The sequence below is a fragment of the Pseudomonadota bacterium genome, from assembly GCA_038533575.1.
GTDB lineage: Bacteria > Pseudomonadota > Alphaproteobacteria > Rhodobacterales > Rhodobacteraceae > Shimia_B.
Genome location: JBCAYL010000001.1, coordinates 1,273,560 through 1,292,014, shown reverse-complemented (window position 1 = coordinate 1,292,014; position 18,455 = coordinate 1,273,560). Strand labels below are relative to the sequence as shown.

Sequence of the window (18,455 nt, the reverse complement as noted above, 5' to 3'; positions counted from 1 at the left end):
AATGGACGCGCTCACTTCTCTGAATTCCTCTCTTTCGACGTGCAGCTTCATCGAAACCTGGCTCGTCTGGGTCGAATTGGCCGATCGGGATGATGCGCGCATTCGCGAAGCGGTCACGGCGGCGATCGGCCTCGACTACGGCCCCTATGAGGGCGTCGCCTTCGAAAGCGGTCCGGGATTCCAGTTCTTCAAGCCAAAGGACGGCTCGCAGCTCGGCGCGTCGGCCGACACGGTCCAAATGCCAGCGCGCGTTTTGACGTTCACGGTGGCTGGCGATGAAAAGATGCTCGCTAAAGCGATCGAAGCCGTCCGCCACGCGCATTCCTACGAAGAGCCGGTGATCCTCGTCCTCAGGGGCTTTGCGAGCCGGGCGGACTACAGCGAGGATCGCGACAATCCCAATCGCTGGTGGAACCGCGGCTATGAGGTGTGAGCGTCGGTTATCTGCGGCGCGGTAAATTTGACAGACGCGGGGCGGGCAGCTACCCACAAGGTCTGGGGTGCGCAAGAACCCCGTGAGGCGCCAGCCCAATCTTGCATCCTTCGAATTCACTTTGTGGAGGGTGCTTCTATTGGCGTCATACAATGAAATCCCCGTCTCAACGCTCGCCCGCCTCGTCGGCACTCCTGACTGCCCCGTCCTGTTGGATGTGCGCCTGGATGAAGACTTCGAGGCGGACTCGTACTTGATCCCCGGTGCCACGCGTCATGCGTGGCAAGACGCCCCCGATCTCGCCGGGCATGTCGCGGGCCGATCCGTGGTCGTCTACTGCCAGAAAGGATTGAAGATCAGCCAGGGCGTCGCCGTGCATCTGCGCGCGTCAGGCGTGGAGGCCGAGCTCCTCGAAGGTGGGCAGTTTGCCTGGAGGGATGCGGGCCTTCCCATGGTGCACGCGCACCGCTTGCCGCCCCGGGATGCCAAGGGGTGCACGATCTGGGTGACGCGGCATCGACCGAAGATCGACAGGATCGCCTGCCCGTGGCTCCTCAGGCGCTTCGTGGATCCGCATGCGAGATTTCTCTTTGTCGCGCCGTCGCAGGTCAGGAGCGTCGCCGAGCGGTTCAACGCGACGCCCTTCGACATCGAGGACGTCTTCTGGAGCCATCGCGGCGACAGGTGCACGTTCGACACCATGATCGAGGAATTCGGTCTCGGGCACGAGGCGCTCGAGAGGCTGGCGGTCATCGTGCGCGGAGCGGATACGAACCGGCACGGACTGGCGCCCGAGGCCGCCGGTCTCCTCGCCGCCTCACTTGGCCTTTCCCGCATGTACCGTGACGATCTCGAACAGCTCGCCGCGGGCATGGTCCTCTACGACGCGTTCTATCGCTGGGCGCGTGATGCCACCGATGAAGGGCATGACTGGCTTGCCGCATCGAAGAGGGCAGGCGGATGACCGGCGCAAGCGACGCCGCAGCGGAAAACCGTCCTTCTCTCGCCGAGGCCGCGCCGGTGTGGTGGAGGATCGGCATCCTGTCCTTCGGAGGACCTGCCGCACAGATCGCGCTCATGCACAGGGAGATCGTCGAGGAGCGGGCATGGCTCTCGGAGCAGCAATTCCTCAACGCCCTGAGCTTTTGCATGCTGCTGCCGGGACCGGAGGCCATGCAGCTGGCCACCTATGCGGGCTGGAGGCTCCACGGGGCGCTGGGCGGGTTGATCGCCGGGCTTTTCTTCGTGCTGCCCGGCGCCGCCGTCATCATGGTGCTGGCGAGCCTTTATGGCCACTACGGTGACGTGGGGCTGATGGAGGCGCTGCTTTACGGCATCAAGGCCGCGGTTCTCGTGATCGTGGTGGAGGCCCTGTTGCGCGTCGCGAAGAAGGCCCTTTCGCGGTGGGCGCATTGGGTCATCGCGGCAAGCGCGTTTGTGGGGATTTTCTTTCTCTCGGTTCCCTATCCGTTGATCGTTATCGCAGCAGCGCTTGTTGGCTGGGCTGCCGGGGTAGAGCGTGAGGGCCAGTTTCCTGCCCAACGCGTGGCGGTCACCGTCCGGCAGACGCTTGGGACGACCCTGCTTTGGCTCGTGATCTGGCTGGCGCCACTCTTCTTCCTCTGGTGGCTCGGTGCCCCGGAGATCCTCGTGGAGGCCGCCACGTTCTTCTCGACGCTGGCGGTCGTCACGTTCGGCGGCGCCTACGCCGTCCTCGCCTACATGGCGCAGGATGTCGTGGTGCAGTACAGCTGGCTCACCGCGGATGAAATGATCGATGCGCTCGGGCTGGCCGAAACGACACCCGGCCCGCTCATCCTCGTCACGCAGTTCGTCGGGTTTCTGGCCGGGTTCAAGGAGGGCGGGATCGGCCTCGGGCTCGGGGCGGCTTTGGTGGTGCTCTGGGTCACGTTTGCCCCCTGTTTCCTCTGGATCTTCGTGGGCGCTCCGTACATCGATTGGATCTCCGGGCAGCCACGCCTGCGCGGTGCCCTGAAGGCCATCACGGCGGCCGTCGTGGGCGTCATTCTGAACCTCTCCCTCTGGTTCGCGCTGCACGTGCTTTTCGGACGCGTCATGCGGGACACCATCGGCCCGGTCACGCTGTGGCGCCCCGATCTCGCGACCATCGAGTGGCTCGCGGTGGGACTGTTCCTGCTTTGCTCCCTCCTCGCATTTCGCCTGCATTGGGGCGTCGTCAGGATCCTTCTCGTGGCGGCGGTCCTCGGTGCAGCGGGGCGGATGATCCTCTGAACACTCTCAACCCAAAAAACTTGGCGAAAGGAAAGGACATGGAAAGAGGCATCGCAGCTCCCCCGGGGGCGCACTCAAAACACTTCGTGACGGGCCTCCCGTTCAAGGCGCACAAGATCGAAGGCTTCTCGCCGGAGATGCTCGAGCACTACTACGAGGAGATCTACGGCGGTGCCGTCCGGCGCCTGAACGTGATCGAGGCGGGCCTCGCGTCGGATCCGTTAAACCCGGAGCTCCGCAAGGACCTGCTCCGTGTCTCGAATGCCATCATTCTCCACGAGATCTACCTCGCGTCGCTGGCAGAGGACGGTGGAGCGCCATTGAATGACGATCGTTTAAGACGCGCCGTTGAGGAGAGCTTTGGTACCCTCGAGAATTGGCGTTCGGACTTCGTGGCGCTCGTGCAGACCGCGCCGGGGGGATGGGGGGTGTTGGCGTGGTCAAACCGGTTCCATCGTCTCATGAACCTTGTTCTCGAGGACGCGGCGCAGGCCGCTCTGGACGCGGTGCCGCTCTTGGCGGTCGATCTGGACGCGCGGGCCTATGGGGCTGATTTCGGCGAGGATCGTGCAGGCTTCCTCGCGGCGTTCCTGAGGAGCATTCATTGGGGCCGGATTGCGGATCGGTTCCGCTTGCTAGGCGCGGCGGATCCCGTGGAGGCGTGCGATGGGACGCAGATCTCGGTCGTGGAGCTCTCGGACAGGCTTGAAAGCGGGGAAGACATACTCGTCCTTGACGTGCGCCACGAGGACGACCGGGAGCGCTACACGCGCCGCATCATGACGACGGACTGGCGGGACTCGTTCGATGTCGCGAGGTGGGCGGCTGAGATGCCGAAGGACAGGCCCGTGGTCGTCTACTGCATGTACGGTTTCTGGGTGAGCCAGAAGGCCGCCAAGCAGCTTCGAGAGCACGGGGTGGATGCGCGGAGCCTCGCGGGAGGCATCACAGCCTGGCGGGCCATGGGGCTCCCCTCAACGCCGATCTAGAGACGACGCGAGCGGCCGGCCTCGACGCTCACCTGGGCACAGGGGCGTGCTCGCAGCGAGGTGCACTAGCGCTGCGCGCGACGGTCTTTCGGCGACGCGCTCTTCCTGAGAGCAGGGGCTTCGTCCGCATGACCGTATGACCAGGTTCAAGCACCTTGAAATGACGGGAAGACATGCCGCTTCTTAAAAGAGTTGCATTGGACAGCTACTGAATCGCGTGACCATCGGGGATGCGCGCCGATTAGCGCTCACCACGACTCATGCTGAGCCCTTGCGGCGCCACTCAGACGGGAGACTCTCATGCCGACGACGCTTTTCGCGGGCGATATCGCCTTCACCGGCTTCAACTTCGACAACCCGGACGAGTTCTCGTTTGTCCTCCTGACCGATATCACCGCAGGGACCGAGATCAGCTTTACCGATAACGGGTGGCTGTCGCTTGGTGCGTTCCGCGATACCGAGGGGACCTTCACCTGGGCCGCGCCGGGCGATCTTTCCGCCGGCACGGTCGTCATCCCGGCCGTCAGCGGCGTCGCCTTCTCGGCATTGGGCGACCAGATCCACGCCTACCAGGGCGACGCCACGAGCCCGTCCTTCATCGCCTCGATCCATTCCAATGGCAGCATCTACGAGGAGGACGCGACCTCTTCCAACACCTCGGCGCTGCCGACAGGGCTTGTCCTCGGGCAGAGCGCGGTGGCGATCCCGGAGGTCGACAACGCCGTCTATGTCGGGATTACGAGCGGAACGCGCGAGGAACTGCAGGCTGCCATCAATGACCCGTCGAATTGGTCCGGATCGAACAGCACCCGCGTCGTGCAGCCCACCGGGCCTTTCACCGTGGGAGATCCTGAGCCGGAACTCATTGCCTTCGACCTGCGCAACAGCGCCGACCAGAACCTCCTGAGCTTCACGAATTTCGCGCCCGCCTTCGCCAGCGCTGGGGACGCGTTCGGCGTCCTTCAGCGCCCGGACGGGCCGTTCGCCGTCTACGATGACTCTGCCTCGATTTTCACAGGCGACACCCAGGGGATCATCGACGAGAGCAATGTCGATACGTTCTTCGGCATCGTGGACATCGACAATGGTGACAATCCCTCGGGCGAGGCGCGCGCTGAATGGGAATTTGACGTATCGGGCTTCACGGCGCTCACCTTCTCCGTCGATATCGGTGCGATGGGCGATTTCGAAGCGTCCGGGGGGAGCCCCGACGGCTTCCGCATCCTGGCCAGCCTCGATGGCGCGCCCGAGGTGGAACTCTTCGCGTCGAATGTCGATGAGGGCGCCACCCAGACCTATACCCTCGAGAGCGGTACGGAGGTGACGCTGGACGATCCGCTCCTCGTCGATGGCACGGCCCTGAGCAATGTGCTCCAGACCTTCAGCGCGGGCATCGCGGGGGCGGGCAGCGTTTTGACCATCGCGCTCGAAGCCTCGGGCGATGGCGGGACCGAGGCGGTCGCCCTGCAGAACCTCGAGATCACGGGCGTCGCCGATGGCTCCGGACCGCAGCCGGCGGTCTTGCTGTCCGACCTGAGCCTCGTGGCCGACGAGGGCGATCCCCTGGGGGATGCCTACGAGGTGACGCTGGCCACGGCCCCGTCCGCCCCGGTGACGATCGAGATCAGCACCGGCCCGGATCTCGACGTGGTCCCTGCAACGCTGACCTTCGACGCCGAAAATTTCGCCACGCCGCAGGTCGTGTCCGTGACGGCGGTCGATGATGACCTGCCTGAACTGGCTGAAATCGTGGACATCGATCACACCGTCTCCTCCGACGATGCCGATTATGACGGCCTCGCCGTGCCGGTTGTCGAGGTAGCAGTCTCTGCGAGCGACATCGAATTCGTCTCGATCTACGAGATCCAGGGCGCCGGCCATGTGTCGGAGTTCGTGCTCGGCGACGGGCAGTCTGTGCAGGATTTCTTCGCCACGCTGCCCGAAGACACGCTTAACATCCTGGGCGAGTTCGTCACGACGGAGGGCGTGGTCACGGCCACGGATTCCAACGGCTTCTACCTGCAGGACGCCACGGGCGACGGCGACGATGCCACCTCCGATGCGATCTTCGTTTTCACCGGCGCGCGCCCCTCGGTGGCCGAAGGTGACGCGATCACGATCACCGCTCAGGTGGCGGAATTCTTCCCCGGCGATACGGACTCCCGCAACCTGCCGACGACGCAGCTCACCAACGTCTCCGAAATCACGGTGGAGTCGACGGGCAACGCGCTGCCCACGGCGGTGCGGCTTGGAGAGGATCCGGGGGAGCGGTCCGTGCCGAACACGTCGATCGATGACGATGCCTTCACTGCCTACGAGCCCGGCGAGGACGGCATAGACTTCTTTGAAAGCCTCGAGGGCATGCTCGTCACCGCCACCGATCTCGTGGCGGTGTCCGGGACGAACCGGTTCGGCGAAATCTACGCCGTGGCCGATGGCGGCGCGGGGGCAACGGGCCTTTCCGACCGCGGCACGCTCAACATCTCGCCCGACGACTTCAACCCCGAGAAAATCCAGATCGACGAGGACAGCGGCATCTTCGACTTCGACCTCCCCGAGGTGAATGCGGGCGACGCGCTGGGAGATATGACCGGGGTCGTGAATTACAGCTTCGGCTATTTCGAGATCCTGCCCACGATGGATTTCACCGCGACCGTGGAGCCCGGGCCGCTCACGGCCGAAACGACCGAGCTCACCGGAAGCGCGAACGAGCTGACCGTGGCCACCTACAATGTCCTGAACCTCGATCCCAATGACGGCGACGGGGATACAGATGTGGCCGATGGCCGTTTCGATGCGATTGCCGCGCAGATCGTTGGAAATCTGGGAAGCCCCGACATCGTCGGCCTGCAGGAGGTGCAGGACAATAACGGCTCCTCCAATGACGGCACCACGTCGGCCTCCGAGACGCTCGCCTTGCTCGCCGCCGCCATCGAGGCCGCCGGGGGGCCGTCCTACGCGGTGATCGACAATACCTTCATCACCGACAATGCATCGGGCGGACAGCCCGGCGGCAACATCCGCACCGCCTTCCTCTACAATCCAGACCGGGTGGACCTCGTGGAAGGCTCGGTCCAGACCATCGGCGGGCAGGGAGAGGGCGAGGCCTTCGAGGGCGCGCGCCTGCCGCTCGTGGCGGAGTTTGCCTTCAACGGTGAGACGGTGACCGTGGTCAACAACCATTTCTCGTCCAAGGGCGGCTCCGCGCCGATCCTCGGCATCGAGCAGGATTTCACGGCCCGACAGGAGGATGTCAGCGTCAATGGCAGCCTCGACGAGCGCCAGGCTCAGAGCCGCGCGGTGCAGGACTTCGTCGAAGGGCTCGCCCCCGGGGCCAACGTGGCGGTGCTCGGTGACTTCAACGAGTTCGAGTTCGTGTCTCCGGTCCTCGAGCTCGAAACCAATTCGGGCCTGAACAACCTCACCAACGACATCGACGAGGATGAGCGCTACAGCTTCATCTTCCAGGGCAACAGCCAGTCGCTCGATCACATCCTTGTCTCCGACAGCCTCGACGAGACGGCGGAGGTCGACATTGTCCACGTGAATTCCGAGTTCGCGGCCACGGCGTCGCGGGCCTCCGACCACGATCCGATCGTCGCGCGCTTCTTCCTGCCGGGTACGGAGACGCTGGCGGTGGAGCTCGAGAGCAAGGGGTTCTTCCGCTCGGTCGCGAGTGAACTCATCGACGGCGTCGTGGTCGACACCGACCGCATCGGGGCCCTGCGCAACGAGTTGAGGTTTACCGATGTCGGGATCGACGTGAACGCCATCGACCCGACCGACCCGGAGCTCCTGACCATCCTCAAGGGGCAGATCGGCATCCGCTCCCTCGACGACGGGTTCTTCGGCCGCGACACGCGCGCCGTGGACGGCGATGAGGCGCTCAGCTTCTCCCTGCGCGACAGCGCCCGGGAGGCGGTGGAGTTCGAGTTCAGCTTCGGGAGCAAGACCCGTGAAGCCCTCGTGGAGGTGGCCTTCTTCGACGAAGGCGCGCTCGTGGGCACGCTCGCGGCAGACGCTGCCGATGGTGACTTTTCCGGAGACCTCGGCCGGAGCACCTTTGACGAGGTCCGCCTCTCCGCGCTGGACGGCACGGAGTTCACGGTCGACAGCTTTGTCTTCACCGTGGTCGAGGACGAGATCTTCGTCTGAGTCCGGGTCCACTTCGCGCGCCAGCGTGCCCTGCCGCCCCGGCGTCCATGCCGGGGCGTGGGGGCGCCAGACGTCATGGATGAGTTTCCGTCGTCCTGACCGGGCAGGAGAACCCGGATCGGGGGCCTCTCGCGGCTAGGTGACCATGCGTTCCTGGGGCGCGAAGACGCTGTATTTGAGCCAGGATTTCAGGCTCGCCTCCAGCGTGGGCGTCGCGTCGATCGTCACGGCGCCGGCGTCCATCTCATCGGTGAGCGTGGAGATGCCCATCCACACGGACGTGAAGGCGCGGAGGTCCGAGGTCACGAGGATATCGACCTCGAAGCCCGGGTCGGTGCGGCAGAGATCTGTCCCCTCCGCATCCACGAGGAGCCACCAGTCGCGCAGCAGTTCCGGCAATTCGGGATACAGAAACTGAATCGTGCACCGGCGATCCGGTCGCGGGTCGGGGGTGAAATTGCGGCGGATATCCCACATGAGGAGCGACGGATCGAGATTGCGCAGCGACAGCCGCGACTCCACCCAGCGCTGGCCCCAATTGCCGATCCCGATGACGAGCGGGCGCAGTTCTTCGCCTGCCTGCGTGAGATGGTATTCCGGCGCGCCACCCTTGCCCTTGGCCGTCCGCACCACGCCCGCACGCTCAAGCTCCTTGAGGCGCTTCGACAGGAGGCTGGGCGACATCTTGGGGACACCCTTGCGGATGTCGTTGAACCGCACCGACCCGCACAGGAGCTCGCGCATCACGAGCGGGGTCCAGCGGGTGCAGATCACCTCCGAGGCCATCGCGACCGGGCAGAACTGACTGTAAAGATTGGTAATCTCCATGGTTTCCTCCTTCCAGAGCGCGGGTCACCTGCGAGATTCACTTACTGGACTATCACGGAAGCGCAGATTCGGACGAGCCTGAGGACATAGACGGCACAGGATCCAGGGAGGATGACATGGCCCAGACTGACCTCATGGACCGCACGGCGAACCGAGATTTCGTCGCGGTTGCACGCACGCTCGCAGCGAAATGCGCCAAGGAGGCGCGCGCCCGGGACGACGATGACAGCTTCGTCGCCGAGAGCTACGCCATGGCCCGGGATGCGGGACTGCTCGATGCGGGCGTGCCTGCCGAGCTCGGCGGGGGCGGGGCGGATGTCCGCACGCTCTGCGCGATGCTGCGGGAGCTCGCCCATGGCTGCTCGTCGACGGCGCTCGCGCTCTCGATGCATACCCACCAGGTCGCCTTTCCGGCCTGGCGTTGGCATCACCAGACCGAGACCCGCGACAAGACGGAGCCGCTCCTCCGGCGGATCGTGGATGAAAAGCTCGTCCTGCTCTCCTCGGGGGGCGGGGACTGGATCGGCGGCTCCGGCAAGGCGGAGAAGGTCGATGGCGGCTACAGGATCACGGCGCGCAAGCTCTTCGTGTCCGGCGCGCCGGCGGGCGATCTCTTGATGACCAGCGCGGTGACGCCGGAGGAGGGCGGCACGATCATCCATTTCGCCTGCCCGATGTCGGCGCCGGAGGTCAGCATCCTCGACACGTGGCACACGCTCGGGATGCGCGGCACAGGGAGCCACGACGTCATGATCGACGGCTTCTTTTTGCCTGACGACAAGGTGGCGGCGCGGCGTCCGCAGGGGGTCTGGCACCCGATCTTCTTCATGCTGGGCAACATTGCCTTCCCGCTCATCTATGCGGTCTATCTCGGCGTGGCCGAGCGGGCGCGCGACATCGCGGTCGAAATCGCCGCGAAGCGTCCGCCCTCCGCGCTCCTGCGGGACCGGGCCGGACGCATGGAGACCGCGCTCACGGCCGCGCGGCTCGCCCACGAGCACATGATCGCCACTTGCGAACGCAACGCGCCGAGCGCCGAGACGGTGGGGCAGGCGATGACCGGGCGCAGGCTGGTCGAGGAGAATGCGATCCGGGCCGTCGAGCTGGCGCTGGAGCTGGCAGGCGGGGTGGGCTTTTACCGCAAGGCGGAGCTGGAGCGTCTCTTCCGCGACATCCAGGCGGCGCGGTACCATCCGCTGCAAAAGGAAATCCAGGCGGAGTATGCAGGCGCGCTGGCGCTCGGGCAGCCCACCGAGACGATCTTCTGATCTGCACTCGCCTCGCACTGGCAGCCTCCGGAGATACCGCTCGAGACGGGCCTGTGGCTCCGGGGAGCCCATGCGAAGAGTGACCAAAAACCGGGCAACGGCGCGCAAGTCTGGCCAGACGCGCGCCGTTTTCCTCGCGCTGTGGCTGACCGGGCGCGTGGCGTGCGCGCCACCCTTGCGATCATCGTGCACGCGTGGCAGCACCATCGCTGACAGTGCTGTCATCCCGGCCCCGTGGCCGTGTTTGCCTGAAGCCCACTGACGAGCTTCGCCATCTCAGACCTTCTGGCCCCGCATTGATGGGCCGCGCAGGGGCGACTGTCGTTATGTCCAACCAAGGCTTTACCCGTGAGCAGCAGGAGTATCTCGCCCGTGTCCTCATGGGCCTGAACCTGCACAAGGCCTTTGCGCCCGCCGGGGCCGGAGGCGGGGCTGCTGCCGTGGAAGAGAGCGTCTACGGCACGCCACTCGAGGATCTTTGCAAGGAAGAGGTGGCCAAGCACAAGGAGCACCCGCTCGATATCTGGGCGCGCCTCGAGGCGTGGACGAAAGAGGATGTCATGGCCGAGGGGCTCGATCAGTTCCTTCTGCGCCATCTTGGCTTTTTCAACGTGGAGCCTGCGAGCCAGGGCTACATGATGCGGCTACGCGCGCCCGCCTGCGTGCTGCGCGCCGATCAGATGGAGGCGCTGGCCGCCTGCGCGGAGGAGTTCGGCGGCGGCTATGCCCACGTCACCACGCGGGGTTCGATCCAGATCCGGGAGATCAAACCGCGGCACGTCATTGCCTTCATCCAGGCGCTGGAGGCCGCGGGCCTGACAGCCCAGGGCACCGGCGCCGACAGCGCGCGCAACCTCACCGTGACGCCCACGGCGGGCTTCGATCAAGAGGAGCTCTGCGACATGACCGCGGAGGCCAAGCGGCTCTCCACCCGCATCCTGAAGACGCGCGAGCTGCAGGGCATCCCGCGGAAGTTCAACATCAGCTTCGACAATGCGGGTCGCGTCTCCTGCCTGTCGGACACCAACGACATCGCCTTCACCGCCACGATCATCGAAGAGGGCGCGCCGGTGGAGGCCGGGCTCTGGTGCCGGATCGCGCTGGGCGGGATCACTGGCCACAAGGATTTCGCACGTGACACCGGGCTTCTCTGCCGTCCCGCGGAGACGGTGGACGTCTCCGAGGCGATGCTGCGCGTTTTCGTTGAGCAAGGGGATCGCACGAACCGGAAGAAAGCGCGCCTGAAGTACCTCCTCGAGAAAGAGGGCGTCGAATGGTTTATCGAGCGCACGCAGGAAAAGCTCGATGCGCGCGGCATCACGCTCGCACGCGTAGACCGCTCCCATGACCGCCCGCGCACGCCCGTCGATCGGCAGGCCCATATCGGGGTTCACCCGCAAAAGCAGCTGGGGCTGAGCTATGTCGGCGTGGCGCTGGAGCTCGGTCGCCTGAGCCCGGACCAGATGCGCACGCTGGCCGCAGTCTCGCGCACCTTTGGCGAGGGCGATATCCGGCTCACCGTCTGGCAGAACCCGATCCTGCCCTGGATCCCATCCACCGACACCAAAGAGGTCGTCGAGATCCTCGAGGCCTCCGGCATGCCCTGCCGCGCCTCGGCCTTTGCAGCGGGTGTCGTTGCCTGCACGGGCAAGTGGGCCTGCAAGATGGCCTCCGCTTACACCAAGGAAGACGCCCTCGCGCTCACCCGGCACCTCGAGGCGCGCTTCACGCTCGATCAGCCCATCAACATCCACCTCACCGGCTGCGCAAACAGCTGCGCACAGCACTACGTGGGCGATATCGGGCTCGTCGGCGCATCGGCGCCGGGCGGAGGCGAGGGCTACAACATCGTCATCGGCGGTGGCTCGGACCTCGACCAGGGGCTCGCGCGGCCGCTCGTGGGGCCCGTCGCCGCCGCCGACATCCTGCCAATCGTCGAACACGTCGTCGGCAGCTATCTGGCACGCCGTGCGCCTGGCGAGAGCTTCCTCGCCTTTGTCCGCGGCCTTCCGGATGCCAAGCTTTCCACCCTTCTGCCCGCGGCCAAGGCCGCCTGAGGAATGATGCCATGAACGCCCCCTTGATCCAGCAATCGCTCGAACTGGCCATGAAGGCCGATGCGCCGCAGGTGGAGCTCGTCGGCCCCGACGCGCCCTTCGATGACGCCCAACGCCAGTGGCTCAATGGACTCCTCACTGGCCTTTCGGCCATCGCCGCCGCGGCGAAAGGCGAGGGGGAGGAGACCCCGCTTACCGAGATGCACATCCTCTACGGCTCCCAATCGGGCAATTGCGAGGTGCTCGCGAAGGACCTGAAGAAATTCGCGGCCACACAAGGCTTCGGTGCCGAGATCCGCGCGCTCAACGGAGTGTCGATGGAGGAGCTGGCGGGCCTGCACCACGTCACCATCATCGTCTCCACCTTCGGCGAGGGCGAGCCGCCCGACAACGCCGCGAAGTTTCACGGGGCGCTCATGGCCGCCGACACGCTGCCGCCCAGCTTGAACTTCTCGGTCTGCGGGTTGGGCGACACTTCCTATGCCGGTTTCAACCAATGCGCGGTGGAGATCGACGCGCAGCTTGGTGCGCTCGGGGCCACGCGGGTCGCCGATCTCGTGAAATGCGACGTGGATTTCGACGACGACTACGCGGCGTGGAAGGCAGAGGTCTTCGCCACGGAAGCCTTCAGTGCCGCCGCCGGCGCTGCGTCTGCGGCGCCCGTGATCGATGCGACGGTCGCGCCGGCCTACGACAAGTCCCGCCCGTTCCCGGCCACGCTGCTGGCGTGCGAAACACTCTCGAAGGAGGGCAGCGCGAAATGCGTGAACCATATCGAGATCTCCCTCGCCGGGGGTGGGGCCGATCTCGACTATGCGGCCGGAGATGCGCTGGGTGTCGTCCCAGTGAATTGCCCGAGCGAGGTGCAGAAGGTGCTCGACGCAGCAGGGCTCACGGGCAAGGAGAGCGTAGTGCTCAAATCCGGGCCCGCGCGGCTGCGCGCGGCCCTCGCCACACAGCTCGACATCGTGACCGTGACGCCGAAGACCTTCGAGGCGCTGGGGACCGATCCCAAGGAGGGCGTTCAACTCCTCGATATCTTGGGCCCGTGCCATGCGCAGACGCTCGTCTCGGCCCTGCGCCCGCTCCAGGCGCGGCTCTATTCGATCTCGTCGAGCCCGAAGGCCCATCCCGGCGAGGTCCATCTCACCGTTGGCGAGGTGGCATACGAGCTCAATGATCGCGCGTGCAAGGGCGTGGCCTCCACCTTCCTTGGTCAGCGGCTCGCGGAAGGGGGCATGGTCGGGGTCTACGTCCAGAAAAGCGCGCATTTCCATCCGCCCGCCGATGACGCGACGCCCCTCATCATGATCGGGCCGGGCACGGGCATCGCCCCCTTCCGCGCCTTTCTCGAGGAGCGGGCCGCGCGCGGGGCGACGGGGCGGAACTGGCTCTTCTTCGGCGACCAGCACGAGGCGACGGATTTCCTCTACCGAGATCAACTCGAGGCCTGGGCCGGGCAGGGCCTCTGCGAGCTTTCCCTCGCGTGGTCCCGCGACGGGGCGGAAAAGGTCTATGTCCAGACCCGGCTCGAAGAGCGCGGGGACGAGGTCTTTCAGTGGCTCGAAGAGGGCGCCGCCGTCTATGTCTGTGGTGACGCCTCCCGGATGGCCGTCGACGTGGAAAAAGCGCTTCTGCGCATCATCGCCAGGGGCCTTGGCGGCGATGAGGACACCGCGCGCGGCTACCTCGATACCATGGCCGCAAGCCACCGCTACCAACGTGACGTGTATTGATCCTGCGCATCTCAGCGTCGCCGCGCCCAATAATGCGGCATGTCTGGTCGTGACGCCGGGGCATGGATCGATGCGACCCATGTCTTGCTACACTGCCATCGGGCGCAGCCCTACGCCTAGCCAAGTGACTGACGAACTTTCCATAATTGTCGTTGAAGCGGACCGGGAGCGGGCGCTCGAGATCGTCGATAGCCTGCAGGATGCGGGCTATGACCGCATTCAGGTCATCGCCGAGGCCTCCTCCCTGCGCCGCCAGATCCAGCAATTCTCGCCGGACCTCGTCCTCATCGACATGACGCATCCTTCCCGCGACATGCTGGAGGAGCTGGCCATCGCCTCGGCGCCCATGGAGCGTCCCGTGGCGATGTTCGTGGATCGCTCGGATGATGCGCTGACGCAGGCGGCCATCGAGGCGGGCGTGTCGGCCTATGTCGTGGACGGGATGCGGCCCGACCGGGTGAAGCCCGTCATGGACGCGGCCATCGCGCGGTTTCGCATGTTCCAGAGGATGCGCACCGAGCTTGCCGAGACGAAGCGCGCGCTCGAGGAGCGCAAGGTGATCGACCGGGCCAAGGGCCTCATCATGAAGGCCCGCGGCGTGGAAGAGGAAGAGGCCTACGCCCTCTTGCGCAAGGCGGCCATGGACCAGGGCAAGCGCATGGCGGACGTGGCCTCCGCCCTGGTGAACTCGGCGAGCCTCCTGTCATGAAGCTCGATGCGCTCAAGATCGGGTTCATCCCGCTGGTTGATGCCGCCCCGCTCATCGTGGCCGCCGAGATGGGGCTCGCGGAAGAAGAGGGGCTCAAGCTCACGTTGGAGAAAGCCGGGACATGGTCGCTCCTGCGCGACAGGCTCTGTTTCGGACATGTGGACGCCGCGCACATGCTCTCCCCGGTCCCCGTGGCCTCCGCGCTGGGGCTCGGCGGGGCAGGGGCACCGCTCCATGCCCTCTCGGTCCTGTCGGTCAATGGCAATGTCATCGGCGTGAGCCGCGCGCTGGCCACCGCCATGCGCGAGGGCGGGCACGGCTTCGATTTCGCCGATGCGCACGCCGCGGGCACCGCGCTTATACGTGCAAAGCCGAGGGGGCTGCGCATCGGCGTCCCGTTCCCGTTTTCCATGCATGCGGAGCTCGTCTTCTACTGGTTGACGGCGCTGGGCCTTCCAGCGCCCCAGTCGGTGGACATCCGCACCGTTCCACCACCCCTAATGAAAGATGCGCTGGAGGCGGGCGAAATCGATGCGTTCTGCGTGGGCGAGCCCTGGGGATCGCGCTCCGTGGAGGCCGGCGTGGGCGAACTTCTTCTTCCGGGCGCGGCGATCTGGGCCTTCGCGCCCGAAAAGGTCATCGCGGTGCGCGCTGACTGGATCGCGCCTCAGCAGGACGTCGCGCGCCGTCTCATCCGGGCCACCTGGCGGGCCGCGCGCTGGCTGGCGCAGCCGGGCTCCCGCGCGCTCGCGACCGAGCTCTTGAGCCAAGAGGCCTATCTTCACCTCGCACCCGAACTGCTCGAGCCCGCGCTGAGCGGGCAGTTTGGCATCAATCCCGCGGGAGAGAGGCGTCTCGCGCCGGGGTTCCTCGAGTTCTTCGACGGTGCGGCCGGCTTCCCGTGGAAAAGCCAGGCGGAGTGGATCGCGCGCCAGCTGGCCGAGCGCGCCAAGCTACCGCCGGAGAGCGCGGCGGAGGCGGGGCGGAGCACCTTCCGCTCCGATATCTACCGGCAGGCGCTGTCGGGCGTGGCCCATGATCTGCCCTCCGCATCGGCCAAGCTCGAGGGGGCCATGGTGGAACCGACGGCGGTGGGCTCCATGGGCGGGCGGCTGATTCTCTCCCGGGACACGTTCTTCGACGGGCGCATTTTCGAGCCGTCCGGGACGCATTGAACAAGATTTGAGCAACGGGACACCGGCGCATGCTGCAACCGCAGAAAAAGCGCCCCGATCTGGAACTTTCAATTCTTCTGCGCCCCTCTCCGGGCCATAACGAAGCCCAGGGCAAGGATGCCCGCTCTCATACCGCCCGGATGCTCGGGCACTCTCCGAAGCGAAGCCGCTTGTGACCACGGTCTCTCCCTCCCGTGGATTACAGGCGGCTTTTGTCATTTTGGGCCCCCGGGCCCGGCACATTACCCGGCGCGTCCTCCCGCGCCCCATGGAAAGGATCGACATCCATGATCGCCAGGAAACTCTTTGCAGCCGCGGCCATGACCGCCGCGCTGACGAGCCCAGCCGCTGCTGAACTGCTGGAGCTCGAAAAGGACGAGCTGACCTTCGGCTTCATCAAGCTCACCGACATGGCGCCGCTCGCGGTGGCCTACGAGAACGGCTACTTCCTCGACGAGGGGCTCTTCGTGACCCTCGAGGCGCAGGCGAACTGGAAGGTGCTGCTCGACGGGGTCATCGACGGCACGCTCGACGGGGCGCACATGCTGGCTGGCCAGCCGCTCGCGGCGACCATTGGCTATGGCACCGAAGCCCATATCATCACCCCCTTCTCCATGGACCTGAACGGCAACGGCATCACCGTGTCGAACGAGGTCTGGGAGATGATGCGGCCCAATATCCCCTCCATGGATGACGGGCGCCCGGTGCATCCGATCTCCGCCTCCGCGCTGACGCCGGTGGTCGAGGAATTCGCGAACCGCGGCGAGCCTTTCAACATGGGCATGGTCTTCCCGGTCTCCACGCACAATTACGAGCTGCGCTACTGGCTGGCCGCGGGCGGGCTCGAGCCCGGCTATTACTCGCCCGATAACATCTCCGGCCAGATCGGCGCGGACGTCTTCCTCTCCGTGACGCCGCCGCCGCAGATGCCGGCGACGCTCGAGGCGGGCACGATCCATGGCTATTGCGTGGGCGAGCCGTGGAACCAGCAGGCGGTGTTTAAGGGCATCGGCGTGCCAGTCATCACCGATTACCAGATGTGGAAGAACAACCCCGAGAAGGTCTTCGGCATCACCAAGGAGTTCGCCGACGAGAACCCCAACACGACGAAGGCCATCGTGAAGGCGCTCATCCGCGCCGCGATCTGGCTCGACGAGAATGACAACGCCAACCGCCTCGAGGCCGTCGAGATGCTTTCGCGCCCCGAATACGTGGGTGCCGATGCCGAGGTCATCGCCAACTCGATGACCGGATTCTTCGAGTTCGAGAAAGGCGACCGCCGCGACATCCCGGATTTCAACGTCTTTTTCCGCTACAACGCGACCTATCCCTACTATTCCGACGCCATCTGGTACCTGACGCAGATGCGCCGCTGGGGGCAGATTGCCGAGACGAAGGATGACCAGTGGTACTTCGAGGTGGCTGAAAGCGTTTACCGGCCGGACATCTATCTCGAAGCGGCACGCCTGCTCGTGGACGATGGCCTCGCCAACGAAGCAGATTTCCCCTGGGAGAGCGACGGCTTCAAGGCACCAACGCCTGCCGCCGACATCATCGATGGCATCGCCTATGACGGCCGCGCGCCCAATGCGTACCTCGAAAGCCTGCCCATCGGGCTGAAGACGGGCCAGACCGTCGTCGGCAACGAAGTGCAAGGCTGATCCGGAACGGCGAGTCTCCGGGTCTCGGCCCGGGGCCTCGCCACGCTTCCTCCCCGGCCCGGGCACGACCCGCGGCCCCCATTCAAGATTTTCCCCCGAGGACGTCGCCATGACCGCCATCGACCCCGACAGCCTGAGCCCCGAGGAAGCGCGCGAGGCGCGCAAAGTCCGGCTCTTCACCCGCATCAACGCCGCCGACAAGTGGTTCCAGGTGCTGGGCCTTTCCTGGCTCACACCGGTCCTGAAGGCCGCGGCGGGGGACAACCCGAAAGCTCAGGGCGCCGAGATCTGGCGTCTTCTCGGGGTGCCGATCCTCGCCATCATCGCGTTCCTGACGCTCTGGGGCACGCTCGCGCCAACGGTGCAGACCTCGCTCGGCGCGATCCCCGGGCCCGCGCAGGTCTGGGAGCAGGCCGTCGCGCTCCACGAGGACGCGCAGGACAAGGCCGAGTCAAAGGCTCGCTTCGAGGCGCAGGTGGCTACGCTCAACGAGCGCCGCGCCGAGCAGGGCCGCGAGCCGGTCGAGCGCGCCTATACCGGGGCGCCGAGCTACTACGCGCAGATCTGGACCTCGATCCAGACGGTCTTCTTCGGCTTTCTGATCGCCTCCGTCATCGCGATCCCGCTCGGGATCATGGCGGGCCTCTCGCCCACCGCGAATGCCGCGCTCAATCCGATCATCCAGATCTTCAAGCCGGTCTCGCCGCTCGCCTGGCTCCCCATCGTCACGATGGTGGTCTCGGCCGTTTACGTGACGAATGACGGCCTCTTCGCGAAGTCGTTCCTCAACTCGGCCATCACGGTGACGCTCTGCTCGCTCTGGCCCACGCTCATCAACACCTCGCTCGGGGTGAGCTCCATCGACCGGGATCTCGTGAATGTCTCGAAGGTCCTCAAGATGAGCACTTGGACCAAGATCACGAAGCTCGTCCTGCCCTCGGCGCTGCCGCTCATCTTCACAGGTCTCCGTCTCTCGCTCGGCGTGGGCTGGATGGTCCTTATCGCCGCCGAGATGCTCGCGCAGAACCCAGGGCTCGGCAAATTCGTCTGGGACGAGTTCCAGAACGGCTCCTCCCAGTCGCTCGCGCGGATCATGGTCGCGGTCTTCACCATCGGCATCATCGGCTTCCTGCTCGACCGCCTGATGTACGCGATCCAGTCCCTCTTCACCTTCTCGAACCATCGGTGACA

The 18,455-nt window shown here is 65.7% G+C and carries 13 protein-coding genes; 12 read left to right on the top strand and 1 reads right to left on the bottom strand.

Going from position 1 to position 18,455, the window contains the following annotated elements; translation table 11 throughout:
- Nucleotide 1 precedes the first annotated feature (1 nt).
- From AAFM92_06585 to AAFM92_06565, 5 genes are all read left to right on the top strand, one after another.
- Nucleotides 2-433, top strand: a complete 432-nt coding sequence (locus AAFM92_06585; GenBank protein MEL7300033.1) for a hypothetical protein — start codon at nucleotides 2-4, stop codon at nucleotides 431-433.
- A 139-nt stretch (nucleotides 434-572) separates the two neighbouring features.
- The gene (locus AAFM92_06580) at nucleotides 573-1,397 is read left to right on the top strand and encodes a sulfurtransferase/chromate resistance protein (protein ID MEL7300032.1); all 825 of its coding nucleotides are present in this window, start codon (nucleotides 573-575) and stop codon (nucleotides 1,395-1,397) included.
- Nucleotides 1,394-2,686: a chromate efflux transporter gene (gene chrA / locus AAFM92_06575; GenBank protein ID MEL7300031.1), complete on the top strand. Its 1,293-nt coding sequence runs from the start codon at nucleotides 1,394-1,396 to the stop codon at nucleotides 2,684-2,686. Before AAFM92_06580 ends, chrA begins: the two co-directional genes overlap by 4 nt.
- Nucleotides 2,687-2,724: 38 nt before the next feature.
- Nucleotides 2,725-3,675: a Fe-Mn family superoxide dismutase gene (locus tag AAFM92_06570; GenBank protein MEL7300030.1), complete on the top strand. Its 951-nt coding sequence runs from the start codon at nucleotides 2,725-2,727 to the stop codon at nucleotides 3,673-3,675.
- 300 nt (nucleotides 3,676-3,975) lie between these two features.
- A complete protein-coding gene (locus AAFM92_06565; GenBank protein MEL7300029.1) occupies nucleotides 3,976-7,830 on the top strand; it encodes an endonuclease/exonuclease/phosphatase family protein in 3,855 nt (1,284 codons plus the stop codon).
- A gap of 135 nt (nucleotides 7,831-7,965) precedes the next feature.
- Here the strand turns inward: AAFM92_06565 and AAFM92_06560 are convergent, their stop codons facing one another.
- Complete coding sequence (locus AAFM92_06560; GenBank protein ID MEL7300028.1) at nucleotides 7,966-8,658, bottom strand: helix-turn-helix domain-containing protein; 693 nt, start codon at nucleotides 8,656-8,658, stop codon at nucleotides 7,966-7,968.
- A gap of 134 nt (nucleotides 8,659-8,792) precedes the next feature.
- On the opposite strand from AAFM92_06560, the gene AAFM92_06555 reads away from it, so the two are divergent.
- The 7 genes from AAFM92_06555 to AAFM92_06525 all read left to right on the top strand — a co-directional run bounded on the left by AAFM92_06555 (nucleotide 8,793) and on the right by AAFM92_06525 (nucleotide 18,453).
- Entirely contained in the window at nucleotides 8,793-9,926 is a 1,134-nt protein-coding gene (locus tag AAFM92_06555; protein MEL7300027.1) for an acyl-CoA dehydrogenase family protein, read from the top strand.
- 326 nt (nucleotides 9,927-10,252) lie between these two features.
- Nucleotides 10,253-11,983: a NirA family protein gene (locus AAFM92_06550; protein ID MEL7300026.1), complete on the top strand. Its 1,731-nt coding sequence runs from the start codon at nucleotides 10,253-10,255 to the stop codon at nucleotides 11,981-11,983.
- An 11-nt stretch (nucleotides 11,984-11,994) separates the two neighbouring features.
- Complete coding sequence (locus tag AAFM92_06545) at nucleotides 11,995-13,719, top strand: flavodoxin domain-containing protein (GenBank protein ID MEL7300025.1); 1,725 nt, start codon at nucleotides 11,995-11,997, stop codon at nucleotides 13,717-13,719.
- 124 nt (nucleotides 13,720-13,843) lie between these two features.
- On the top strand, nucleotides 13,844-14,428 hold the full coding sequence (locus AAFM92_06540; GenBank protein MEL7300024.1) for an ANTAR domain-containing protein: 585 nt from the start codon (nucleotides 13,844-13,846) through the stop codon (nucleotides 14,426-14,428).
- Nucleotides 14,425-15,603, top strand: coding sequence for a CmpA/NrtA family ABC transporter substrate-binding protein (locus tag AAFM92_06535; protein ID MEL7300023.1), 1,179 nt, complete (start codon nucleotides 14,425-14,427; stop codon nucleotides 15,601-15,603). Before AAFM92_06540 ends, AAFM92_06535 begins: the two co-directional genes overlap by 4 nt.
- 287 nt (nucleotides 15,604-15,890) lie before the next feature.
- Nucleotides 15,891-17,264: a CmpA/NrtA family ABC transporter substrate-binding protein gene (locus AAFM92_06530; protein ID MEL7300022.1), complete on the top strand. Its 1,374-nt coding sequence runs from the start codon at nucleotides 15,891-15,893 to the stop codon at nucleotides 17,262-17,264.
- A 109-nt stretch (nucleotides 17,265-17,373) separates the two neighbouring features.
- Nucleotides 17,374-18,453 carry an ABC transporter permease gene (locus tag AAFM92_06525; protein MEL7300021.1) on the top strand — a complete coding sequence of 360 codons (1,080 nt, stop codon included), beginning with the start codon at nucleotides 17,374-17,376 and terminating at the stop codon, nucleotides 18,451-18,453.
- Nucleotides 18,454-18,455: the final 2 nt, after the last annotated feature.

Coding starts and splice junctions, on each gene's coding strand:
- AAFM92_06585 (MEL7300033.1), top strand. CDS start 2: ATGGACGCGCTCACTTCTCTGAATTCCTCTCTTTCGACGTGCAGCTTC.
- chrA (MEL7300031.1), top strand. CDS start 1,394: ATGACCGGCGCAAGCGACGCCGCAGCGGAAAACCGTCCTTCTCTCGCC.
- AAFM92_06570 (MEL7300030.1), top strand. CDS start 2,725: ATGGAAAGAGGCATCGCAGCTCCCCCGGGGGCGCACTCAAAACACTTC.
- AAFM92_06565 (MEL7300029.1), top strand. CDS start 3,976: ATGCCGACGACGCTTTTCGCGGGCGATATCGCCTTCACCGGCTTCAAC.
- AAFM92_06560 (MEL7300028.1), bottom strand. CDS start 8,658: ATGGAGATTACCAATCTTTACAGTCAGTTCTGCCCGGTCGCGATGGCC.
- AAFM92_06555 (MEL7300027.1), top strand. CDS start 8,793: ATGGACCGCACGGCGAACCGAGATTTCGTCGCGGTTGCACGCACGCTC.
- AAFM92_06550 (MEL7300026.1), top strand. CDS start 10,253: ATGTCCAACCAAGGCTTTACCCGTGAGCAGCAGGAGTATCTCGCCCGT.
- AAFM92_06545 (MEL7300025.1), top strand. CDS start 11,995: ATGAACGCCCCCTTGATCCAGCAATCGCTCGAACTGGCCATGAAGGCC.
- AAFM92_06535 (MEL7300023.1), top strand. CDS start 14,425: ATGAAGCTCGATGCGCTCAAGATCGGGTTCATCCCGCTGGTTGATGCC.
- AAFM92_06530 (MEL7300022.1), top strand. CDS start 15,891: ATGATCGCCAGGAAACTCTTTGCAGCCGCGGCCATGACCGCCGCGCTG.
- AAFM92_06525 (MEL7300021.1), top strand. CDS start 17,374: ATGACCGCCATCGACCCCGACAGCCTGAGCCCCGAGGAAGCGCGCGAG.